Source organism: Croceicoccus pelagius (assembly GCF_001661915.1).
GTDB lineage: Bacteria > Pseudomonadota > Alphaproteobacteria > Sphingomonadales > Sphingomonadaceae > Croceicoccus > Croceicoccus pelagius.
In genome coordinates, this window is record NZ_LYWY01000040.1 from 39,523 (window position 1) to 61,670 (window position 22,148).

Genomic DNA, 22,148 nt, shown 5'->3' on the forward strand with positions numbered 1-22,148 from the left:
TCGATGTCGATCGTATCTGGTTATTAACCAAACGACTGTAGGATCGGACTAGCAGTTCGCAAGGGTGCAAAAAGGCATGGCAGACTGGGGCTATGAAAAGGCGGGTTTCGAGACGGCGGGAAGTACGCCCGTGGTCCTGCTTGTCGAGGACGAGATGATCATCGCCTTCGACATGGCAGATCAGCTTGCCTGCAACGGGTTTACCGTCGACGGCCCCTATCCCAGCAACGCCAAGGCACTTGCCGCGCTCGACGGTGACAAGCCGAATGTCGCGATCCTCGACGTTCAGCTTACCGACGGCGACGTCTATCCCGTCGCTGACAAGCTTCGCGATATGGGCGTTCCCATCGTTTTCCATTCGGGCCACGCCGATCCTCAGGAATTGCGCCGCGACTATCCCGAAGCCATCGTGTGCACCAAGCCCTGCCCCAACGACCAACTAGAAGACGCGATCCGGCAGGTCCTCCAGGCCCACGCCTGATCTCCGCTCACCGAACCGATCGGCGACCACCGATCCCTACGATATTGCCATGAGAGTCCGCTGCCCCTAATCCCTTGGGCGTTGGCGCACCTTTGCGCGATAGGGGAACACCGGCGCGCGATGGCCTTGATCACGATTCTGAACGGACCGAACCTCAACCTGCTCGGCAAGCGTGAGCCGGAGATTTACGGTCACGCCACGCTGGACGACGTGAAGGCGCTCTGCGGCGCGCGGTGCGAGGCCTTGGGCCACGACATGCGCTTCCTCCAGTCCAATGCCGAACATGAGCTGATCGACTGGATCCACACAGCGCGAGACGAGGCCGCGGCCATCGTCATCAACCCCGCCGCCTTCACGCATACCTCGGTTGCGCTGCGCGATGCGCTTTCGGCGTTTGAAGGTCCGATTGCGGAAATCCACATCTCCAACGTCCACGCTCGCGAGGAATTCCGCCACCACAGCTATGTCTCGGCAATCGCCGACACGGTGATCTGCGGGGCAGGCATCGCCGGTTACGGCTTTGCGATAGAGGCTGTCGCCGCGAAGATCTGAGCGGCCATTTACCTCTCGTCGCGCGCGGATTTCGCGCCGCCGCAGAAGGCGGAACCAAACGATTGCAGGACCGTCGGTCGAGCAAAGAGGCAGCGCATCTGGCGCACCCAAAACACTCGAAAGACAGGATTTATAATGCAACGTTTTCAGGACAAGACCGTCATCGTCACCGGCGCAGGCTCGGGTATCGGCAAGGCCACGGCCAAGCGCTTCATCGACGAAGGCGCGACGGTCGCGATGTTCGGCAACAGCGACAAGGTGGAAAAGGCGGCCGGGGAATTCCTCGAGGGCAAGGCGATCCCCGTCCGCGTAGATGTCCGCAATTCCGAAAGCGTGAAGGCTGCGATCGACATGATCGCGGAAAAAACCGGCCGCATCGACGTGCTGTGCAACAATGCAGGTGTCGCCGTCATGGCCGACCCGGAAGACCACAGCGATGAAGACTGGCACAAGGTGCTCGACACTAATGTCGACGGCATGTTCTTCTGCGCCCGCGCCGCGATCCGGCATCTTGAAAAGACCGGGGGCAGCATCGTGAACACCAGTTCGGTTTCCGGCACCGGAGGAGACTGGGGCATGGTGGCCTACAACACGTCGAAGGGCGGCGTTTCGAACATGACCCGCGCGCTGGCGCTCGACCTTGGCAAGAAGGGTATCCGCGTCAACGCGGTTGCGCCCTCGCTGACCGACACGAACCTTGCCGAGGGGATCATGGAAGACAAGGACAAGCTGGCGAAGTTCGAAGAACGTATGCCGCTCGACCCGCCGGAACAGCCCGAAGATATCGCGGCGGTCATCGCGTTCCTGGCGAGCGACGATGCCCGGATGGTGACAGGCGCGGTCCTGCCGGTCGACGGCGGCGTCACGGCATCGAACGGCCAGCCACCCATCGGCTGATCCCGTTCCCTTCTGACCGGAAAACGCTCGCGGCTATCCCGCGGGCGTTTTCGTATCCGCTTTAGCCGGGGTTTGCCCGGAATTCGACATAGATAAGATCGGATACGGATACGACTTGCCTAACCGCCTGCCCGCTCCCGCTCCTAGAATGGGCGGGGAAAAGGCAGGGGACGGACGAGAATGAGCGCGCAGCGCAGCTTGGCAATCGTTATCGCGGCATTGGCCCTGCCGTGCTCCACACCGGCGCTGGGCCAGTCGGTCACGCGCGCGATCTCGTTGGAGGAGATCGGCCTTCGCAATGGCGTGGAATTTTCCGGCATGGACGGTTCGCGCACTTTGCACTTTCCGATCGGCGATCCCTCCGACGTGCAAAGCGCGGCGCTGACGCTGCCGTTCGAGACGCAGACCGCCTTTCCCGCCAACCGGCAGGTCACCTTGCGCGTTGGAGGGCGCGCGCTTGCGACGAGGCGCTTTGCTGATAGCGAAAGCGGCGTCTGGCGCGTGCCGGTTCCCGCCTCGCTGATGCAGGGCCGCTACCTTGCCGCGACTCTCGAATATTCCGGCTCTCGCATCGGGGCGCAGTGTGTCGACACGCGGATCGGCGGCGACTGGATCCGGTTCGGCAGCGCGGCAGAGGCGAAGATCGTCTATGCCCGTTCAGCCATGAAAGGCGCCGCCCGTGCGCTTGGCCATGCGCCGGGATCGCTGGTCATCGAACTGCCCGCGCTGCCCAGCGAGGCGCAGGTCGCGGGCGCTTTGCTACTGTCCGCAACCCGCCCGTCTCGCTTCGGACCGTCCGACGACACCGGCGACTGGCGCGAAACGCGGGTCGTTTTCGCAAACCGTTCGAACTCCGCCCTCTCCGTCATCAACGGCCCCCGCCCTGCATTCGCGATCGGCGACCCGCTGGCTGCTCCGCGCCTCTTCGCCCGCACTACCGACTATCGCGGCGGCGCGATGCCCACCGCTACTGCCGCATTGGGCGAAACCTCTACTGACGACCGCGCGGCCATCTCGCTCGGCACTCTCGATGCCGACCTTGCTCCACGCCTGATATCCGACCGAGGGGGGTTGACTGTCCCTCTCCCTGCCACCCGCGTCCCTTCGGGTCGGGCGCTCTCCGGGCTCGTGGCCGATCTCGTTCTCGCTGACGATGGGGAAGATGCCCCCGCCATTGTCACGATCGCGTTGAACGGTCTCCTGCTCGCAAGCCGGCCAGCGATGCCCGGAGAGCGCAGCCACCTTTCCGTCTCCATTCCCGAGGGGCTGGCGACGACCGACAACCGCATCGATGTCAGCGTCCTGCGGCAGGAACGCGGCAGCGATTGCAACACGCTCCCCATCCGGCAGGAAGCCCGCCTCCTGGGGTCGAGCCACGCGGTTCTTGCCAAGGCCGATGCCGTGGCGGATTTCCATGACCTGCCCGCCACCTTTGCCGGCGGAGTGACCCTAGTCCTGCCGGCGCAGCCAGACAGCGAGAAAGTCGCGGCCATCGCGGGCCTCCTTGGCGGAATGCTGTCTGCTACCACGCCCCTGTCGGTACAGTTCGGCGGCGCGATGCCGGAGGGCTCCGTTATCTGGCTCTCGGACTCACCGCCACCCGGAACCCGCGCACCACTCGACCCTTCATCGAGAACACGGATCACGGCCGTCGACGGGACGCCGATGGTCGATGCGGCAACGCTTGCCGATGCCTCTGTCGTCCAGCTGCTGGCGCAAGGCGGTCGTCCGGTGCTCTGGATCCGCCCCGGACGCGAATTCACAAAGCTTGCCGGAATGAGCTCTGCCGCACGCCTCGGCTATGGCGACATCGCGCTTTACGACGGATCGGGCCGCCTGTTCGCCATGCATTCGGAGCGCGAGAAACTGGTCGACATCCAGACCGAGGGCGATGTCGACCTTGCCGACTGGATGCGTGAGAACCGCATCTGGCTGGTGCTGGGGGCATGGCTGCTCGTGTCCGCCCTGTTCGCATGGTTGCTGCGCCAGACCTACCTCTCGCGCGATCGCGGCGACGACGGCGATGGCTGACATTTCGAACACCGATGCGTGGACGGGCGATCACCTCGTCGATCAGGGGATCATCTCGCTTGCAGAGCTTGACGCGGCGTGGGCGCTTTCGCGGCGCTGGCAGATGCCGCTGCCCGACGTCCTCATCGCGCGCAGCTCGGTCGATAGCCGCACGCTTTACCGCTCGCTCGCCGATCGCTTCGGGCTCGACCATGTCGACCTGATCGAAAATCCGCCCGACCTCGCGCTGCTTAATGAAAGCGAGGCGGAGGAATATATGCGCGAGCTGACGGTGCCGTGGCGGGTCCGTGACACCGCGAAAGGCAAGCGGCTGACCGTCGCAACCGCGCAACCCGGCCCGCAGGCCATGCTGCATATCCGCCGCCGGTGGGGCAGCGAAGTCGAAGTCGTCATCACATCCCGACGCGCGCTGCGGCAGGCGGTGCAGCACGCCTTTTCGAAAAGCTGGACCCATCGCGCCGTTTATGACCTCGACGACCGCGATCCGGTGATGAGCGCGCGGACGGTTTTCACCCCGTTCCAGCTCCTCGTCCTATGGGCCCTGGCCAGCGCCTGCGCCATCGGCGCGGTGCTCGCCCCCATCGTGACGCTGATCGTGCTGAACGCTTTGATGAGCGTGTTCTACCTCGGCAATTTCGCATTCAAGGGACTGGCCATCTGGGCTGGCGGCGTGGACCTCGTCGCGCAGCGGAGGGAGATCGACGCGGCCATCGGGTTGCTTTCGGACGAGGACCTGCCCGTCTATACGATCCTCGTCCCCATGTTCCGCGAACCCGACGTGCTGCCGATCCTGGCCGGCGCATTGCGGCGGCTCGACTATCCGGCCGCGAAGCTCGACATCAAGATCGTACTGGAAGAAGGCGACACTGCGACAATCGAGGCGGCCCGCGCTTTGAAGCTGGAAGAAATCTTCGAGATCGTTCTCGTCCCGCCATCACACCCGCAGACAAAGCCCAAGGCCTGCAATTACGCCTTCCGCCTCGCGCGCGGCGAATTTTGCGTGATCTACGACGCGGAGGACAAGCCCGAGCCGGACCAGTTGAAGCGCGTCGTAGCCGCCTTTGCCCGCGCGCCGCAGAACGTGGCCTGCGTGCAGTGCCGCCTCAACTATTACAACCGGGACGAAAACTGGCTGACCCGTCTCTTCACGCTCGACTATTCGCTCTGGTTCGACCTGATGCTGCCGGGGCTGGAGCGGATGGGCGTGCCGATCCCGCTGGGCGGAACGTCTAACCATTTTCGCACCGATGTCCTGCGCGAACTGCACGCGTGGGACCCGTTCAATGTGACCGAAGATGCCGATCTCGGCATTCGCATGACGCAGAAAGGCTATCGCACCAAGCTGGTGGAATCGACCACGTTCGAAGAAGCGAACGTCAGCGTCGGCAACTGGATCCGTCAGCGTTCGCGCTGGATCAAGGGCTATATGCAGACGCTGCTGGTCCACTTGCGGCGTCCCGGACAATTCGCGCGGCAGGTGGGTCCGCTGGGCGTGCTAGGATTCTTCATGTTCATTGGCGGAACAATGACGTCGGGACTGATAAACCCGGTGTTCTGGGCAGTGTTCGTGGTCTGGGCGCTGACGCAGGCGGCGGGTTTCGACATCTTCTTCCCGCCGGTTCTGCTGTACGTGTCGCTATTCAACCTCCTGCTTGGCAACGGGATGCTGATCTTTCTGATGATGCTGGCGCCGTTCCGTCGCAACTGGCTGGAACTGACGATCTGGGCGCCGACGGTGATCGCATACTGGGTGCTGATGTCGATTGCGGCCTGGAAGGGACTGTTCCAGCTGATCACGCGGCCGTTCTATTGGGAAAAGACGACGCATGGGTTGTCGAAAATGACCGCGTTGGAACGGGCACAGGCCGACAGCCACGGTGAAGCGGCATGAACGCGCCTGCCTGGCCGCTGGTAAATGTCCGCGCACTCGTCTCGGCGCCGGTGCCTGCTGCGACAGGGCAGGCCCACCCCTCGGCTACGCTTGCCGCGTTGGCCATGACATCGGCTCTGCTGTGCCTGTTGCTGTGGCTGCAGGATGCCGGTTATGCCTCGCAGGCTTCGCTGGAGCTTTGGGGACAGGCGCTGCTGGCATCGGACGGCGCGGTTGCCGCGCCCTCGATCATCGCCGCCTCGCCGCCGCTCCCCTATTTCGCAACGATCGTTGCCGAACTGGCGATGCCTTCGTTCGGGATGCGTATCCTGCCGCTCATCACAGCTCTGTTCTTTGCGCTGATGATCGCGGGATGGCTGCGCGCGTTCCGGTCGGCGCGACTGTCGTGGTCCGTGGCGCTGGGGGCGGCGATGCTGCTGGCATCCAACCCTGTCCTGATGCGCAGCGTTGCCGAGGGGCCGGGCTGGGCCAGCCTCCATGCGGGACTGTCGATGCTGGCGGTGGGCCTGTTCAACTTGCGCCGCGATCACCGGATCACCGATGTCATCCTCGTCGCGCTGTCGCTGCCGCTGATCCTCATGTCGCAGCCAGTGGGCCTCGTCTTCGTGGTCGCCGCGGTACCGTTCATCGCGCTCTGCGTGCCCGAGGCGCAGATGCGCCGCTCGATCAGCGGGGTGATGATAACGCTGCTGTTCCCCGCAGCTTTCGTGTTGGGCGGGTTCGCTTACGTGAACTGGATCTTCAACGGCGATGCCTTCGCTTTTCTCGGCCAGTTTGCCGACATTCCGATCACGCCGCCGCTACCACCTTCCGCACTGCTGATCGCGCTGGCAGGCATGGTGGCGAGCGCGCCTATCCTGCCCGCCATCGTGGTGCGCGCACGCAGGCAAATCGGCGTGCGGCGCGCGTCAATGGCGATCGGCGGATTTGCGCTTGCCTGTGCGGTTCTTTGCTGGCTGACGCAAACGATGCCCGAACCGGTGCAGGTTGCCGCGCTGGCGATCCCGATGGCAATGGCCGCGGCAACGCGCTGGCCGCGCAATCGCGCGCGTTCGGAAACGCTGGTCCTTGCCATGCTCGCGCTCGGCTGGGTCGGCGGCGCGGTCACCTTGTGGCAGGCCCGCGATATCGAAAGCGCGAACTTGCGCGCCGTGCTGACGGGTCGCCCGACGGTCGCCGTAGATGGCGAACTCGCCGCGCTGGGCCTTGCGCTTCAAGGGCGCGACGACATCCTGTTCGACGCCGCTGCCGCCCCTGCCGCCATTGCTCACCGCGGCAGCGCAAAGGGTATCGCAGCGGCCAGTTCCATCCGCTTCCGCCTTGCCGGAATGCGGCAGGATGCGAACGCAACGATACAGGTCGTGCGCGATACGCGCTCGCCGCGCGGGGCCGATGCGATGGGCCGCACGTTCCCGGATCTCTACGAACGCGGCCTGCCCGGCTACCGCATCCTGCACGAAGGTCCGCACTGGCGCGCATGGATCAGGGAGAACCAGCCATGAACCAGCTATCCAACGCCTCCGCCATCGAACACGGCAACAACGAGGGGCCGCGAGTCCTCATCGTCGACGACGATGCGGATTCGGCAGAGATCACGGCCCGGATGCTCACCAATGGCGGCGAAGATTTCCGCATCCGCTGCGTCGCAAGTGCAGAAGAAGCCTATGTCGCGCTCTCGCTCGTCGGCGGTACCGGGCAAAGTGCCCGCATGGCCTATGACATCGTTATCATGGACATCATGATGCCCGGCGTCGACGGGATCGAGGCAACCGCCGCCATCCGCACCACAAAGCGCGGGTCTTTCGTCCCGATCCTGATGCTGTCGGGTCGCCGCGATCTCGACGCGCTGGGACAGGCCTTCATGGCAGGGGCCAGCGACTTCGTTACCAAGCCCATCGAGCCGGTCGAACTGCAGGCCCGCGTGCGCACCCTCCTTCGCCTGAAGCGCGAACAGGAACGGCGACAGGCGCGCGAAAGGCAGTTCGAAGAAAGCAACCGCGAACTGCAGCAGTCGGTGATCGACGGCACCCTGATCGACCGCGCGACCGGAATGCCGTCGCGCGCATGGGCCGAAATGGTCCTGCGCGAATGTCGGGGCAGCGGTGTTCCGCTGGCCGCCGCGATGGTGCAGATCGAAGAACTGGACGCCTATTCCGCCCTTCACGGCGTGCGTGGGGCCGAACGGCTTCATGCCGACATCATGCGCCGCCTGACATCCGTCCCCGCCCCGCTGGGTGCGACCCTGGCCTCTTGGGATGAAGGACGCTTCATCGTCCTGCTCCCCGGCATGAAGGATAGCGCCCGTGTCGCGGCGCTCTGCACCGGGCTGCAACGCGCGGTCGAATATCCGGCAATGCCCCACGGCAATGCCCTGCACCATGACCGCGTCCGCGTATCGACCGCCAATGGCTGGCGCCCTGCCCCGCAGGCGGCGGAGCTGCCGTCGGCCCTGATCGCCAGCCTTGCCGAAGAAAACTTCCGCGGCCACCGCAACGTCGAAAACGCCTGACAAGAAAAGGGCCGGGCCTCCCATGCGGAAGCCCGGCCCCTTTTGTTTCCGATTTACGGCGTCAGAACTCGCTGGCGTCGCGGTATTCGATCGGCATGTCGATTGTCTTCAGCTGATCGTCGATCTTCGAACGGTCGCCGACGACGATGATCGTCAGGTTGTCGGGCGTCAGATATTGCGCCGCCGCCCCGTTGATCGCTGCGGCATCGACGCCGCGATAAATCGTGGGAAGCTGCTTCTGATAATCCGCCGGACGGCCCAGACGCTCGTTCGCGAGCAGTGCGCCCAGCACCTGACCGTTGGTCTGGAAGCTGTTGGGCAACCCGCGAATGTTGCCGTCGGTGACGCGCTGCAGTTCGACATCGTCGACCCCGCGCGAGCCGTCGGAAAACTCCTTGACCCGATCGAGGATCAGCTTGATCGAATCGGCAGTCCGGTCGGTCTGGACGGGCGTGTAGATGGAGAACGTGCGCGGTCCGACATCGCCTGCCGAAACCGAACTGCGCACGCCGTAGGTCCAGCCCTTGTCTTCGCGAAGGTCGCTGTTGAGACGCGACAGAAAGCCTGAGCCGACCACCTCGTTCGCGATGTCCAGCGCTTCCATTCCCTGCGCCGTGCCTTCGAGCGGAAGGACGCGGGCAAGCAGCAGGTAGGACTGCGGCGAGTTGGGACGGTCGATCACGACGATCCGGCTCTTCGCCTCGGGCACGGCGGCGTCGAGGGTCTTGGCCGGAACTGCGCTGGCAGGCGCGCTCCAGTTGCCGAAGGCAGCCTCCAGCGCGGGCTTGAGCTGTTCCATCGTGATATCGCCGACAACCGTGATCGCGGCATTGTCGGGCCGCAGCCACGTCTCGTGAACCGATTCCAGCGCCGCCGGGGTCAGCGGCTCGATCGCGGAGACGAGACCTGCCGAACCGACCGAACCGTAAGGGTGGTTCTCGCCAAAGATCAGCGGGCCGATCGCGCGCGATGCGATACTGCCCGGTGTTGCCTGCTGCTGTGCGATGGCGGCAAGGCGCTGGCCTTTCACGCGCGCGACCTCGGCCTCGTCGAAGGCGGGATTGCGCACGATGTCGGAGAACAGATCGAGCGAGGGTGCAAGGTTCGCGGTCAGTGCGGTAAGGTAGACGACGCTGCTATCGGTCGTCGTGCCCGCGTTGATCGAAGCGCCCAGACGTTCCTGCTCGGTCGCGATGTCGAGCGTGGAGCGCGTGTCGGTCCCTTCTTCCAGCAGGCTCATCATCAGCGACTGCGTACCGGCATTGGCGCTGCCGTCGGCGGCGTTACCGGCATCGAACGTCATCGCCATGCTGATCTTCGGGATAGAGGTGCGGCGCGCCAGCGTGACCGGAATGCCGTTCGACAGCGTCGCGGTCTCGACCGTCGGGAAAACGAGTTCGCCGACCGGCGCGACCGGCGGGAATGCGCGCGGCGGGCCCTGGTCAATAGCGGCAACGGGTTTCTTCGCGTCGGGCGCAGGCGGCGCGACGGTGCCTTCATCACCCCAGCCGCCCATCAGCGCGCCATCCTCGGTCCGCTCACCCGGCTTCACCACGAGCGTATAGCTGGGGCGCGAGAGCCAGGTGTTCATCGCACTTTGCACTTCGGCGGGGGTGAGTGCGGCGATTTCGGCAAGGTCTTCCTTGTAGGTCGCCGGATTACCCGAATAGAGCAGCCCTTCGGCCAGCGTCGACCCCTTGCCACCGAACCCGCCGACCGCTTCGAGAGAGCCAATCTGCGAAGACACGAACTGCGTCGCGGCGCGGGTCAGTTCATCCTCGCTCGGCCCTTCGGCCATGAGCTGTGCGATCACTTCGTCAAGGCGCTTTTCCGCGACTGCGGTGTCCACGCCCGGCTTCACGTCCATCGTCGCCTGCAGGAACGAGGCATTTTCGAACGGCAGCATGTAGGCCGAAACGCTGACCGCAAGCTGTTCGTCCCGCACGAGGATATTGTCGAGCCGCGAAGAGCTGAGCCCACCCAGAACGGCCATGCCCATGCCCAGATCCGCCGCCTGCGCGTGGTTGAGGCCAGGGCCGCTCCACACCTTGTAGACGCGCGTCACCGGCACCTGGTCGGTCATTTCCTCGCGCACCGGCGCGGCCAGCGTTACCAGCGGGGCGTCGGGCTGTACGACTTCGGGGCCGCGCGGGATGTCACCGAACCACTTTTCGACCATCGGGCGCGCGGTCGCGGCATCGATGTCGCCGGCAAGCGCCAGCACGACGTTGTTGGGCGCGTAATTGTCGGTGAACCACTTGCGCACGTCGGTCAGGCTGGCCGCGTCGAGGTCGGCCATGGAGCCGATCGTCGCGTGGCGGTAGGGATGGCCGATCGGGTAGAGCGCGTCGGCGATCTTGTAATCGGCAAGGCCGTAGGGCTGGTTGTCGCCTTGGCGCTTTTCGTTCTGGACGACGCCGCGCTGCTTATCGAGCTTGTCCTGCGTGACCGCGCCGAGCAGGTGGCCCATGCGGTCGCTCTCCATGAAGAGCGCCAGGTCGAGCGCCCCGGTCGGCACCGTTTCGACATAGTTCGTGCGGTCGTACCACGTCGAACCGTTGGTCGAGGTCGAACCGGCCGCTTCCAACGGAATGTCGAAGTTCTCGACGTTTTCGGAACCGCCGAACATCAGGTGTTCGAACAAGTGAGCAAAGCCGGTGCGGCCGCGCGGTTCGTGCTTCGAGCCGACACGGTAATAGGTCGTCACACCCACGATCGGCGACTTGCGATCGGTGTGGACCAGAACGGTAAGCCCGTTGTCGAGCGTGAAGCTCTCGTAAGGGATGTCGACTTCGGAAACGAGCTGCGAAAGCGGGGCCACGGTCGCAGCAGGAGCGGGGGCCGCGACTTCTACCGGAGCGGGCTGGTAGGCGCAGGCAGCAAGGGCGAGAGACAGGGAAAGCGAGACCGGAACGGTTATACGGCGCATAGAATTTCCAGCTGATCTTTAAGGATGCAGCAAGGACTAGCACGGCGTTTGCCGCTTGGCACTACCTTGATATCGCTGACTTATGACACAGGCGCGAAGGCGCGCGGACAGCCAAGGTCCGGCGCAGATTCCAGCCGATTTTCCAGGGAGGATGGTGGAGCCGAGGGGAATCGAACCCCTGACCTCGTCATTGCGAACGACGCGCTCTCCCAACTGAGCTACGGCCCCGTTCCATCCGTTCGCCCGCCACCGGGCGAGGCGGGTGGTTAGCAGCGAGACCGCAGGCTTGGGAAGAGGGAAATTGCGTCCCCCCTTCCCCGCAAGCCTCAGCTGCCGGAAGCAACCACGCCGGTGTCGGTCGACGCCGAAGTCTGCGGCAGGCTCAGCGTCTGTTCGGGAGCCAGCGGATCGGTCGCCTCTGGCGCGAGCGGGTTGCCGCCCGGACGGCGATAGGGAACCCCGTAAGTCGCAAGATAACGCGCATCCCACGCGGTCGCGGCAACGCGGTATGCCTCGTATTCCGAGAAGAACTGGAGGAACACGCTTTCGAGCTGCGGCAGGAGCGTTGCCGCGGCAACGTCGAGGTTGCCCTTCTCCACCGTGGTCAACTGGTTGCTGACCGAAAGCGCAGCGGCACAGAAGCGGTCCAGCGCGGGCGGCAGCGCGAAGTAGTTGTAGACCTGCGTCATGTACTTGTCGCGCACGTCCTTGTAGCCCGGCCCGTACTTCTGGCGGAACTCGCTGTCGAGCGCGCGGTTCGTGGCCGAAAGTTCGCGCGTGTGGGTCTTCAGGAATTCGCCGTACTGAGCGGCCATGGCGGCATGTTCCGGCCCCTGGCAGTTGAGCGCGGCGACGTTGTAGGCAGAACGCAGGTTCCACGTCGTCTGCGCCGAAGTCAGGCCGGTATTCACCGTCTGGCGAATGCCCATCGCGTCGGTTGCCGGGACGGCGAGATTCTCCTGCGCGTATCCGGGCGCGAGCGGGCGCGCGGGGAATGCCTCGACTACCGGCGGCGGCGGCGGCGGGGGTGCCGGCGGCGGCGGTGGCGTACAGCCCGCCAGTGTTGCCACGCCCACGATGGCGCATGCCTGCACGATTTTCACGACTTTAGAAGTCACCGACCCGAACCCTCTTTCCCGATGTTCCAAACTGATTGCGCGCAGTCTGCATGAACCCGGCTTTCGGCAGGATTAAGGCGGCGCGGCAAGCAGGCCCCTTCATGCCCGCACGTTAACCACAGCGCATCCCGGCATTGGGGACAGTCCACAAGGAATGCGACGAGCGGACCATGCGGCGTGGACGAGCCGAAAACGCGAAACGCCCGATGCGGGGATACCGCACCGGGCGTTCGTATTCGTAGCGGGCCGGGCGGGGAGTTACTCCCCTTTTGGCCCTGCCCTGTCTGGTCAGTCGCGCTGGCCCATGAAGGCGAGCAGGAACTGGAACATGTTGATGAAGTCAAGGTACAGCGACAGTGCGCCCAGGATCACGGCCTTGCCGATGAACTCGGTGCCGGCGAGGTGATAGTACTGGGCCTTCAGGCGCTGCGTATCGTAGGCGGTGAGGCCTGCGAAGATCAGGACGCCGAGGAAGCTGATCGCCCAGTAAAGCGCGCTCGACTGGATGAAGATGTTAATGACCGAAGCGATGATCAGGCCGATCACGCCCATGATCAGGAAGCTGCCCATGCCGGACAGGTCCTTCTTCGTGGTGTAGCCGAACAGCGAGAGACCCGCAAAGGCGCCTGCGGTGGCGAAGAAGGTCGCGGCGATCGATCCACCCGTATAGACGAGGAAGATCGTCGACAGGCTCATGCCCATCAGGACCGCAAAGGCCCAAAACAGGATCTGGAGCGTGCCCTGCGAGAAGCGGTTGGCACCAAAGCTCATCGCGAAGACGATAGCGAGAGGCGAGAGCATCACAAGCCACATGACCGGCGAGCCGATCATGCCCTGCGTCATTCCACTGTTCGCCATCAGCACCGCCACGATGCCCGAAAGCAGCACGCCCGAGGCCATGTAGTTGTAGATCGACAGCATGTACTTGCGCAGGCCCGCGTCGAAACCGGCCCGCGTGCTCGGCACGCTCGGATTAAGGCCCGGAGCCGCGCCGAAGCCCTGTCTCGTGGGCTGGGGGTCGTTCCAGTTTGCCATTGTCTTTCTTAACTCCTCTTGGCCCTCACCATGCGGGGCCGTCCAAGGCAATATCGCGATTGAATCGCATCAATTCAAGCAAAACCGGCCCGTCAGTCCACGGACAGGCCGGTTGCGACAAATTGTTACAATGCGCGGCAGACGTACAAGGCGCGGCAGACAGGGCGTTCAGCCCTTGGCGCGGGCCTCCTGCGACATTTCGGCGCTGCGGGCAGCCGCATCGCGCAAGGTGTCGGTCATTAGCTTGAGCAGGCGATCGTCCGCATCCAGCGTGTCGAGCCCGGCCTGTGTCACGCCGCCCTTTGATGCAACGCGCCGTGCCAGTTCGCCCGGCGAATGTTCGCTACGCATGGCAAGCGCGGTCGCGCCGTCGACAGTCGCGACGGCAAGCCGGTTGGCCTGTTCCTCGGGCAGGCCGAGCGAGGCCGCGGCCTTGCCCAGCGCATCGATGAAGCGATAGACGAATGCAGGACCCGACCCGGCCAGCGCGGTGGTGAGGTCGAACGTATCCTCACCGATCCACTCGCCCTGACCCAGCATGTCGGCCAGCGTCTTGACGGTGTCCTTCTGCGCATCGCTCAGGCCCTTTCCGGCCAGCGCCACGGGCGATTTGCCCAGCTTGGCCGACAGGTTGGGCATTACGCGTACAACGCCGCCCGCACGCGGGAACCGTTCGGCCAGCGTGTCGAGCTGAACCCCCGCCAGAAGCGAGAGCAGCACCGTATCGGGACCGATGATGGGTTCGATGGCGGGCGCCGCCTCGGCAAGGCCCTGCGGCTTTATGCCGAGCAGGACGACATCGAATTGCTCGTCAGGTTGGGTGCGGGTCAGGCGCACGCCTTCCGGTACGGACGGGATCATGGGATCGAGAACGGTGAAGATGGCAGGGTCCGCGGCTGCGGCCAGCCAACCATCCAGCATGGCGCCTCCCATGTTACCGCAGCCGATCAGCAGCATCTTGTTCGGCAATGTCATTCTAGGCTTCTCCGGCAGCGTCGATGAGCGCGGCGTCTAACGCGTCCTGAGGCTGACGGCCACCCCACAGCACGAACTGGAACGCCGGATAGAAGCGGTCACACTCTTCAACCGCGTGTTCGACGGCCATCTGGGCCTGCATGATGGACAGCAATCCGTCGTCACCCAGCATCATGCCGTGACGGTACAACAGGACCGAGCCCGACGACCAGAGATCGAAGTGGCCCAGCCAGATCTGTTCGTTGACGAGGCTCAGCAGTTCGAACATCGCCGTGCGCTTGTCGTCACCGACCCGCACTTCGGGCAGGCAGAGCAATTGCAGAACATTGTCCTCACGCCGCCAGATCGCGCGCATCTGGTATTTGGCCCAGGCGCCCTGGACTTCGCCCGAAAGCTCGTCCTCTCCGATCAGTTCGTAAGGCCAGCCCCGCGCCTCGAACAGCGCGACCAGCGTATCGACCGGTGCGGAATCATCTTCGCCCGTGTCGGTGTGCCGGTCTGTTATCATGTGCGTGTCCGTCCAGCGTTTGGGGTTGATTGTCCTTTGGCACCCCTGATGAATCTTTTCACCCCCGTGACACAATCACCCCCGCCCCCGCTTGCTGGGCATAAGTCGACACATTTGTGCAGAGCTTGTGGACAAGCACGGGACAGCCTGTGGAAGCCGCTGTTCGCGCTGCTTCGGGCCAGTTCACTCGCCGGCTCACTCGCCCGGTCAGTCCCCGGGTCGGCGGCGCTTGGCGCGCTGTGCTTCGGCGGCGGAATTGCCGGCCTGTGCAAGCGAGGGAAAGATGCCCAGATTGGCCGCCGCAGCCTGCTGCGCGCGGGTCAGGTTCGGCATCTGCAACAGGTAGGGTGTCAATTCGGCGGCGACGTCGGATGGCAGGATGCGGTTCAGCACTTCAACCGCCTCGTCCCCGCGCCCGTTGATCGCCAGCATGAAGGCCTGCATCCGCCACGCCGGACGATCGCCGATATTGAGCAAAGGCTTCAGCATCGCCGCGCCCGTGTCGTAATCACCGATGATCGACAGGCTGAGCGCATAGCGGCGCAGCGTTTCGTCGTTCGGGTTCAGGCGGTTGGCTATGGCGTAGTAGTACTGTGCCGAAGGCTGGTCGCCGAGGAGATCGTAGCCGAGCGCACGGTCCGAAACGAAGACGTTTTCGGGCAATCCCGCCATGTCGGCCTGCTCGAACAGAGCCAAGCCCTGCCGCGGGCGGCCACGGTGAATCTCGATCGCGCCGCGCGCGGCGGTGATATGCGCGTCGCCCGGCGCAAGCTGTTGCGCCCGTTGGGCATAAGTGGCGGCAAGGTCGATGCGGCCCAGTCGCATGGCGGCCTGCACCCCCTCGCGAAGGGCACGCAAGTCCGAAGGATCGCGGCTCAACTGGTCGCGGGCGCGTTCAAGGGCGCGTTCGTTCGCATCCATCGCGGTGCGAACCGCCTGCGCGGCGGCGGGCGGAGAGTGCAGCTGCACCCCGCCAGCAAGCAGAACCGCCGCCGCGACGAATGCGCGACGGCGGTTCTTCGACTTCGTGTTCCGGTTAACGGTTATGCCGTCCCAGGAAACGCGGGATGTTGAGCTCCGCGCCGTCGTCATCATCATCCTCGCGGGTTGGCTGCTCGTCACGCGGGCGCGACAGGCTGGCCATGCGTTCGAACAGCGTGCTGCCGCCCGAAGAAGCGGGCGCCGCCGGAGCGGGTGCTGCCGGACGGGGCGTCGGCGCGGGCTGCTGCCAGCCGCCGGTCACGACCGAATCGGACTGTGCGGCAGGGCGCTGCACGAATTCGTCGCCCAACACCAGTTCGTCCGAATTGTCCGATACCTCTTCGCTCAGTTCCAGGGGCAGGTCGAGCGGTTCGTCGTTGGCCGAACCGAAGCCCCCGCCCACGATCTTGTGCTCGCTGTCATCAGCCGGATCGTCGATGCCGCCGCGCGGATCGGTGGTATGGTGATCGGGCGTCGGAGCGGCTGCGGCAGGCGCCATGCCCGGGCGCATCGGCGCGCGGCCCGAACCGAGCGAGAACGGCTGCGCACCGCCCTGCGGCTGCACCTGTTCGGTCGACTGGTCGATGCCGGTGGCGACAACCGAGACGCGGATCTTGCCCGCAAGGTCGGGATTGAAGGCCGACCCCCAGATGATGTTCGCATCGGGATCGACAAGTTCGCGGATGTGGTTCGCGGCTTCGTCGACTTCCATGAGGCGCATGTCCTCGCCGCCGATGATCGAGACTATGACGCCCTTGGCGCCGGCCATCGAAACACCGTCCAGCAGCGGGTTGGCGATTGCCTTTTCCGCCGCTTCGAGAGCGCGGGAATCGCCTTCGGCCTCGCCCGTGCCCATCATCGCCTTGCCCATTTCGCCCATCACCGAACGCACGTCGGCAAAGTCCAGGTTGATGAGACCCGGCATGACCATGAGGTCGGTGATCGAGCGCACGCCCTGCTGCAGCACTTCGTCGGCCAGCGCGAAAGCTTCCTTGAAGGTGGTATCGGGGCTGGCGACCAGGAACAGGTTCTGGTTCGGAATGACGATCAGGGTGTCGACGTGCTTCTGCAGTTCCTCGATGCCCGCATCGGCATTGCGCATGCGGCGGCTGCCTTCGAACATGAAGGGCTTGGTCACGACGCCGACGGTCAGCACGCCCTTTTCGCGCGCGGCCTTGGCGATGACGGGGGCCGCACCGGTGCCGGTGCCGCCGCCCATGCCGGCAGCGATGAAGCACATGTGGACGCCGTCGAGCATCCGGTCGATCTCGTGCAGGGTTTCCTCTGCCGCGGCGCGGCCAACCTCTGCCCGCGAACCCGCGCCCAGACCCTGCGTGATTTCAGGGCCGAGCTGGATGCGATCTTCGGCGATCGAATTGTTGAGGGCCTGCGCGTCGGTATTCGCGACGACGAAATCGACCCCCTCGATCTCCGCCTGAATCATGTTGGCGATGGCGTTGCCACCTGCGCCACCGACACCAATTACGGTGATGCGCGGCCGCAGTTCCTCGACTGCCGGTGGACCGATATTGATGCTCATGAACGTCTCCGCAAAATCGCTGCGTCCAGCGTGCCCCTGAATTTGACTCTCTTTGTGCCACAGAACGAATCACCGGAGCAAAGCATTCTCATAGATTTCCACACCTCGGTTAGGGCAGGAAATCGGCGATTCGCGACGAAGCGGCCCGCTTTGCCGACCAAGCGAAAAATCAGCCGTGCGCGGCTTTCCACGCGCCCATCGAGCCCAGGTAGATATCCAGCTTTTCGAACCCCTTGGAGGCAAGCAGTCCAGCCGCGACGCTCGCTCGCATTCCGCTGGCGCACATGACGGTGTAATGCGTGTCCTTGTCCAGGTCGCGCCACTTTTCACCCAGTTCGCCGACGTAGATGTGCTCAGACCCCTCGATTGCGGCCTGCTCCCGCTCGTCCGCGTCGCGCACGTCGAGCAGTTTCCAGCCCGTCTCGCCCTCGTTCAGACGTGCTTCGACTTCTTCGGTGACAACTGTCGGCACCCGCGCCATGTCGCGACCTTGCGCGGCGGCAGGGACGATGCCGACGTAGCCGCCGACCACGTTGTCGAGCGCGATGCGGACCAGATGCTCCATCGCGGTCGCGATCTGGCTGTGATCCGATCCGACGAGCGCAATGCTTTCGCCCTCGCCCACGAACCACCCTGCGAAGGCCGATATCATGCCAACGGGAAGGCACAGCGCACCGGGGAAATGCGCCGAAGCCCATGCCAGCGGCTCGCGCACGTCGATGACGTGATCGACATCCAGCGCCTTGAACCGGTCTAGCGACAGCACGGGCGGGGCGATGACAGGCGGGGCCGGATCGCCGCCTTCGAGGTTCAGCCGCTCCATCAGCCGGAAATAGGGCGGCTGGTAATGGTTCTCGGCAACCTTGGCCTCGACGAAGGCCTCGCGGTTCAGTTGCAGGCGCGGGTTGTTCGCACGCTCGTGCCCGATGGTCGAGAATTCGCGTTCCGCCATGCCCGATCCGCAGACCGAACCTGCCCCGTGGGCGGGATAGAGAAGCGTCTGGTCGCCCAGCGCCAGCAGCTTCTGCAGGCTGTCATAGAGCATGCCCGATACCTCGCGCGCGCGGTCGGGGAAGAAGTCTGTCCGCCCCACGTCACCGATGAACAGCGCATCGCCGGTAAAGACGGCGACCGGCCCCTCGGGATAGGCAGTGTCGTGCAGGACATACGCAAGATGGTCGAGCGTGTGGCCCGGTGTTTCCAGCACCTCGATCCGCAACTGCCCGATATCGAAGCAATCGCCCTCGCCCGCGATTTCTGCATAGGCGACCTTGCCCGCCGCATTGGGGCCGTGGAGCACTTTCGCGCCGGTCATCGCGGCAAGGATCGGCGCGCCGGAGACAAGGTCCTCGTTCCGATGGGTTTCGAAGATGTGTGTGACCTCGAGCCCCTCTGCGCGGGCCTTTTCGACATAGATCGCGCAATCGCGACGCGGGTCGATCACCGCCGCCTTACCGCCCGCGCCCAAGATGTAGGACAAGTGCGAAAGGCCGGGCGTCCTGATTTTCTCGAGCAGCAATTGATCCTCCTTCGTACCTTTAAGATACGTGGAGGATCAGCGCGGGTTCCGGATCAGAAATACTCGCGGATCGCCCGCATGACGCGCGCGGGCAGATTCATCCTGCCAAAGCGCGATGTCGTCTGCCATGCCGAACCGTGGGTGCGGATGTCGACCGGATCGGCCGCGGCATAGAGCACCAGTCCTGCCAGCGCTGCAAAACCGGGGCGCGCGTGCGCTTCGGGAAGGCCGGTCATCTGTGGCGGGCGACCGGTTCGCACCGGCTTGGCCAGCGCCTGCTGGACATAATCGGCAAGACCGGCGAGTTCCGCGCCGCCGCCGGTCAGTACGATCTGCCGCCCGCTGCCGCCGCGCCCGGTTACGAAACCCATGCCTTTCAAAGCCTTGGCCACGTCCTCGGTCCAGCGGCCAAGCTGGCCGTTGATGACGCTGATCAGTTCCGCGCGCTGCACTTCTTCGCCGCCGTGCTTGCCTTCCGCGCCCAGCGGGATCATCTCGCGGTGGTCGGTCGGGCTGGCGATGGCAGAGCCATAGACGCACTTCAGCCGTTCCGCCTGCATCCGGCGAATACCGAAGGCAGAGGCGATGGCATCGGTCACGTCGTTCGAGCCGTAAGGCAGGACCGAGACGCCCACCAGCATCCCGCCGACGTGGACCGAAACGTGCGTCACTTCCGCGCCGAAATCGACGACCGCGACGCCCAGTTCCTTTTCCTCGTCGCTAAGGCAGGCATGGCCACTGGCCACCGCCGCGCCGACGACACCCTCAACCTCCAGGTGCGCGTTCTGCACCGCTTCCATCAGGTTGCGGAGCGGGCCTGCCTCGGCCTCCATCACGTGGACGGCAACGGCAAGACGCTGCGCGTGAAGGCCGCGCGGGTTCGACACGCCCTGCGCGCCGTCAAGGATGTAGTGCGCGGGCTGGGCGTGCAGCACGACGCGCGGTTCGCCCACTTGCGGCACAATACGGTCGCGGGCTTCTGCCAGCAGGTATTCGACGTCGTCCTGATCGATGCGCCGGCCGCCGGTCTCGATATCGACTTCGCGGATTTCGCTCATCAATCCGGCGTTCGCACAGCCGATCCAGACGGAAGAGACCTGCGTGTCGGCGGCCCGTTCGGCGCGTTCGATCGCGTCGCGGATGGCGTGGCTGGCCGCGTCCATGTCGGTGACATAGCCGCGCCGGATGCCGTCCGCCGCGCGGTGCCCCGAACCCAGCACGATCATCTCTCCGTCCGCCGTCAGCCCGGCGATCATCGCCGAAATGCGGAAAGACCCGATGTTGATCGCGCCGAAAACCTTTTCGATCCTGAGGTTCGCCATAACCCTTAGCCCCCGTTGTCCCGCGCCGCTTCGGCGGCGAGACGCTTTGCTTCTTCGCGTGCCTTCGCCTCGTCCTGCGCGCGTCCGGGAACGCGCATGTAGACGCGGCTGGGATCGCGCATGTCGAACACCGCGACCTTGCCGCCCAGAAGGCGGTTCATGCCGTCCATCTGCGCGAAGGCCACCAGCGCCTCTGCCGACTGGTCCTCACCTTCGGGCAAGGCCACGACTTGCCCTGTCGAGAACGTCAGGTTCCAGCGGCGATTCCCGATCCATTCGGCCCCGCGCACCTGATTCTTCAAGGCAGGCGCAGCTTCCAGCAGGATGGCAAGATCGGCGGCCCGTTCGGCCGCGCCGTCGCCCTTCAGCACCAGCATCTTTTCCGCCTTGGCAGGCGCGACCGGTTCCAAACGATGGCCGGTCGGGTCGATAAGGACGAAATCCTCACCCTGCTGCAGCACCGCGTGGGGCGTGCGTTCGATGATGTCGATGACCAGCGTGTCGGGTAGCTGGCGCGACACGCGCGCGTCGGACACCCATGCCAGCGAGACCAGCTCTTCGCGCAGGTTCGCCACATCCAGCTGAGTTATCGGTTGGGCCTGTGCTGCGATGGCTCGGCTGTAGATCTCTTCCTCGTCCATGCGCTCCACGCCGTGGACCTCGACACGGCGAACCGCAAAGCCGGTGTCGGCGGCAAACTTGCCGATCGTCTCGTCCGCGAAAGTCGGGAAGCCTGAAATGACCGCAATGCCCCAGATCGCCGCGCCCGCAACGATGACGATGAGGCCGGTGAACGTCTTTTGCAGCGCGCTTTCGGATAGCCCCAGTGCGCCGATCATGCGCGAAAACAGGCCGCCGGTCCTTGCCTTGGCTCCAGCGACTGCGCGCTTCTTGCCTTTTGCCGATGCCGCGCGGCGAACCCCCTTGCCTCCGCGCTTGATCGTGGTGCTCATACCCCCGGCTCCACCTTGGTCGCGCCGAACTTGCCGACGCGGCGGATTTCCCATTCGAGCGTCACGCCCGACTTGTCCTTAACCCGGCGGCGTACTTCCTCGCCCAACATCTCGATGTCCGCGGCGCTCGCCTCGCCCCGGTTGATGAGGAAATTGGTGTGCTTTTCGCTGACTTGCGCGTCGCCGACGATCAGGCCGCGGCAACCGGCTTCGTCCACCAGCTTCCACGCCGATGTGCCGTCGGGGTTCTTGAAAGTCGACCCGCCCGTCTTGGTACGCAACGGCTGCGATGCCTCTCGCGCCTCGGAAATGCGGTCCATCTCGGCCTGGATCGCGGCAGGTTCGCCCGGTTCACCGCGCATCGTGGCCGATACAACGATCGCACCTTCGGGCAAGTCGGAGTGGCGATAGGTATAGCCCATGTCGGCCAGGCCAAACGTCTTGCGCGTCCCGTCGCGCAAGACGACGTCGCATTCGGTCAGGATGTCCTTCACCTCGCGGCCATAGGCGCCGCCGTTCATCCGCACGAAACCGCCGACGGTGCCGGGGATGGACTTAAGGAATTCCATGCCGGCAATGCCCGCATCGCGCGCGGTGGAACTGGCCAGCACGCCCGGCGTGCCGCCGCCGAAGCGCACGGTCGTCTTGTCCAGAACCTCGGTATCGAAGAACGGCTTGCCGAGGCGAATGACCACGCCCGCAACGCCGCCATCACGCACGATCATGTTGGAGCCAAGCCCCAGCCCCATGACGGGAACATCAGCAGGAAGCGCGGCAAGAAATGCGGCCAGATCGTCGGCGTCCTCGGGCTCGAACAGCAGTTCGGCAGGACCGCCGGTCTTGAACCAGATCAGCTTCGCCAGCGGCGCATCGGCAGTCAGGTCGCCCCGCGGCGCAGGCATTGTGA

General features: G+C 64.8%; 18 protein-coding genes and 1 tRNA gene. 7 read left to right on the top strand and 12 right to left on the bottom strand.

The annotated features are described in order from the left end of the window. Positions 1 to 76: 76 nt before the first annotated feature. The 7 genes from A9D15_RS14425 (at position 77) to A9D15_RS16795 (ending at position 8,361) form a co-directional block, all read left to right on the top strand. Entirely contained in the window at positions 77 to 481 is a 405-nt protein-coding gene (locus tag A9D15_RS14425; RefSeq protein ID WP_066766241.1) for a response regulator, read from the top strand. Positions 482 to 601: 120 nt separating this feature from the next. Continuing rightward, positions 602 to 1,033 carry a type II 3-dehydroquinate dehydratase gene (gene aroQ / locus A9D15_RS14430; protein ID WP_066766243.1) on the top strand — a complete coding sequence of 144 codons (432 nt, stop codon included), beginning with the start codon at positions 602 to 604 and terminating at the stop codon, positions 1,031 to 1,033. A 135-nt stretch (positions 1,034 to 1,168) separates the two neighbouring features. Next, positions 1,169 to 1,930 (top strand): meso-2,3-butanediol dehydrogenase, encoded by a 762-nt coding sequence (budC, locus tag A9D15_RS14435; protein ID WP_066766245.1) that lies wholly within the window; start codon positions 1,169 to 1,171, stop codon positions 1,928 to 1,930. A gap of 180 nt (positions 1,931 to 2,110) precedes the next feature. Further along, positions 2,111 to 3,961 carry a cellulose biosynthesis cyclic di-GMP-binding regulatory protein BcsB gene (locus tag A9D15_RS14440; protein ID WP_066766247.1) on the top strand — a complete coding sequence of 617 codons (1,851 nt, stop codon included), beginning with the start codon at positions 2,111 to 2,113 and terminating at the stop codon, positions 3,959 to 3,961. Continuing rightward, positions 3,954 to 5,852 (top strand): glycosyltransferase, encoded by a 1,899-nt coding sequence (locus A9D15_RS14445; RefSeq protein ID WP_066766248.1) that lies wholly within the window; start codon positions 3,954 to 3,956, stop codon positions 5,850 to 5,852. The genes A9D15_RS14440 and A9D15_RS14445 overlap by 8 nt, the downstream gene beginning before the upstream one ends. Further along, a complete protein-coding gene (locus A9D15_RS16790) occupies positions 5,849 to 7,354 on the top strand; it encodes a hypothetical protein (RefSeq protein WP_066766253.1) in 1,506 nt (501 codons plus the stop codon). Before A9D15_RS14445 ends, A9D15_RS16790 begins: the two co-directional genes overlap by 4 nt. After that, complete coding sequence (locus tag A9D15_RS16795) at positions 7,351 to 8,361, top strand: response regulator (protein WP_066766256.1); 1,011 nt, start codon at positions 7,351 to 7,353, stop codon at positions 8,359 to 8,361. Before A9D15_RS16790 ends, A9D15_RS16795 begins: the two co-directional genes overlap by 4 nt. 61 nt (positions 8,362 to 8,422) lie before the next feature. Here the strand turns inward: A9D15_RS16795 and A9D15_RS14460 are convergent, their stop codons facing one another. The 12 genes from A9D15_RS14460 to murB form a co-directional block, all read right to left on the bottom strand. Beyond that, positions 8,423 to 11,290, bottom strand: a complete 2,868-nt coding sequence (locus A9D15_RS14460) for a M16 family metallopeptidase (RefSeq protein ID WP_066766258.1) — start codon at positions 11,288 to 11,290, stop codon at positions 8,423 to 8,425. A gap of 152 nt (positions 11,291 to 11,442) precedes the next feature. Beyond that, a tRNA-Ala gene (locus tag A9D15_RS14465) sits at positions 11,443 to 11,518 on the bottom strand. A 98-nt stretch (positions 11,519 to 11,616) separates the two neighbouring features. Further along, positions 11,617 to 12,408, bottom strand: coding sequence for a hypothetical protein (locus tag A9D15_RS14470; protein ID WP_156521807.1), 792 nt, complete (start codon positions 12,406 to 12,408; stop codon positions 11,617 to 11,619). A 288-nt stretch (positions 12,409 to 12,696) separates the two neighbouring features. After that, positions 12,697 to 13,443, bottom strand: coding sequence for a Bax inhibitor-1/YccA family protein (locus A9D15_RS14475; protein WP_066766263.1), 747 nt, complete (start codon positions 13,441 to 13,443; stop codon positions 12,697 to 12,699). A gap of 168 nt (positions 13,444 to 13,611) precedes the next feature. Then, positions 13,612 to 14,418 (bottom strand): pyrroline-5-carboxylate reductase family protein, encoded by an 807-nt coding sequence (locus A9D15_RS14480; RefSeq protein ID WP_066766264.1) that lies wholly within the window; start codon positions 14,416 to 14,418, stop codon positions 13,612 to 13,614. Position 14,419: 1 nt separating this feature from the next. Then, positions 14,420 to 14,926 (bottom strand): type III secretion system chaperone family protein, encoded by a 507-nt coding sequence (locus A9D15_RS14485; RefSeq protein ID WP_066766265.1) that lies wholly within the window; start codon positions 14,924 to 14,926, stop codon positions 14,420 to 14,422. Between the two features lie 207 nt (positions 14,927 to 15,133). After that, a complete protein-coding gene (locus tag A9D15_RS14490; protein WP_172807536.1) occupies positions 15,134 to 16,024 on the bottom strand; it encodes a tetratricopeptide repeat protein in 891 nt (296 codons plus the stop codon). Next, positions 15,963 to 17,447 carry a cell division protein FtsZ gene (ftsZ, locus tag A9D15_RS14495; RefSeq protein ID WP_066766269.1) on the bottom strand — a complete coding sequence of 495 codons (1,485 nt, stop codon included), beginning with the start codon at positions 17,445 to 17,447 and terminating at the stop codon, positions 15,963 to 15,965. Before ftsZ ends, A9D15_RS14490 begins: the two co-directional genes overlap by 62 nt. Positions 17,448 to 17,616: 169 nt before the next feature. Then, entirely contained in the window at positions 17,617 to 18,966 is a 1,350-nt protein-coding gene (locus tag A9D15_RS14500; RefSeq protein WP_066766271.1) for an MBL fold metallo-hydrolase, read from the bottom strand. Between the two features lie 53 nt (positions 18,967 to 19,019). Then, positions 19,020 to 20,288 (bottom strand): cell division protein FtsA, encoded by a 1,269-nt coding sequence (gene ftsA / locus A9D15_RS14505; protein ID WP_066766273.1) that lies wholly within the window; start codon positions 20,286 to 20,288, stop codon positions 19,020 to 19,022. Positions 20,289 to 20,293: 5 nt separating this feature from the next. Continuing rightward, positions 20,294 to 21,241 carry a cell division protein FtsQ/DivIB gene (locus A9D15_RS14510; RefSeq protein ID WP_066766275.1) on the bottom strand — a complete coding sequence of 316 codons (948 nt, stop codon included), beginning with the start codon at positions 21,239 to 21,241 and terminating at the stop codon, positions 20,294 to 20,296. After that, the gene (gene murB, locus A9D15_RS14515; protein ID WP_216634400.1) at positions 21,238 to 22,143 is read right to left on the bottom strand and encodes a UDP-N-acetylmuramate dehydrogenase; all 906 of its coding nucleotides are present in this window, start codon (positions 22,141 to 22,143) and stop codon (positions 21,238 to 21,240) included. Before murB ends, A9D15_RS14510 begins: the two co-directional genes overlap by 4 nt. Between the last annotated feature and the right edge of the window lie 5 nt (positions 22,144 to 22,148).

Excerpts from the sequence above, each read along its gene's own strand:
- A9D15_RS14425 (WP_066766241.1), top strand. The coding sequence starts at position 77 with ATGGCAGACTGGGGCTATGAAAAGGCGGGTTTCGAGACGGCGGGAAGT.
- aroQ (WP_066766243.1), top strand. The coding sequence starts at position 602 with ATGGCCTTGATCACGATTCTGAACGGACCGAACCTCAACCTGCTCGGC.
- budC (WP_066766245.1), top strand. The coding sequence starts at position 1,169 with ATGCAACGTTTTCAGGACAAGACCGTCATCGTCACCGGCGCAGGCTCG.
- A9D15_RS14440 (WP_066766247.1), top strand. The coding sequence starts at position 2,111 with ATGAGCGCGCAGCGCAGCTTGGCAATCGTTATCGCGGCATTGGCCCTG.
- A9D15_RS14445 (WP_066766248.1), top strand. The coding sequence starts at position 3,954 with ATGGCTGACATTTCGAACACCGATGCGTGGACGGGCGATCACCTCGTC.
- A9D15_RS16790 (WP_066766253.1), top strand. The coding sequence starts at position 5,849 with ATGAACGCGCCTGCCTGGCCGCTGGTAAATGTCCGCGCACTCGTCTCG.
- A9D15_RS16795 (WP_066766256.1), top strand. The coding sequence starts at position 7,351 with ATGAACCAGCTATCCAACGCCTCCGCCATCGAACACGGCAACAACGAG.
- A9D15_RS14460 (WP_066766258.1), bottom strand. The coding sequence starts at position 11,290 with ATGCGCCGTATAACCGTTCCGGTCTCGCTTTCCCTGTCTCTCGCCCTT.
- A9D15_RS14475 (WP_066766263.1), bottom strand. The coding sequence starts at position 13,443 with ATGGCAAACTGGAACGACCCCCAGCCCACGAGACAGGGCTTCGGCGCG.
- A9D15_RS14480 (WP_066766264.1), bottom strand. The coding sequence starts at position 14,418 with ATGACATTGCCGAACAAGATGCTGCTGATCGGCTGCGGTAACATGGGA.
- A9D15_RS14485 (WP_066766265.1), bottom strand. The coding sequence starts at position 14,926 with ATGATAACAGACCGGCACACCGACACGGGCGAAGATGATTCCGCACCG.
- A9D15_RS14490 (WP_172807536.1), bottom strand. The coding sequence starts at position 16,024 with ATGATGATGACGACGGCGCGGAGCTCAACATCCCGCGTTTCCTGGGAC.
- ftsZ (WP_066766269.1), bottom strand. The coding sequence starts at position 17,447 with ATGAGCATCAATATCGGTCCACCGGCAGTCGAGGAACTGCGGCCGCGC.
- ftsA (WP_066766273.1), bottom strand. The coding sequence starts at position 20,288 with ATGGCGAACCTCAGGATCGAAAAGGTTTTCGGCGCGATCAACATCGGG.
- A9D15_RS14510 (WP_066766275.1), bottom strand. The coding sequence starts at position 21,241 with ATGAGCACCACGATCAAGCGCGGAGGCAAGGGGGTTCGCCGCGCGGCA.
- murB (WP_216634400.1), bottom strand. The coding sequence starts at position 22,143 with ATGCCTGCGCCGCGGGGCGACCTGACTGCCGATGCGCCGCTGGCGAAG.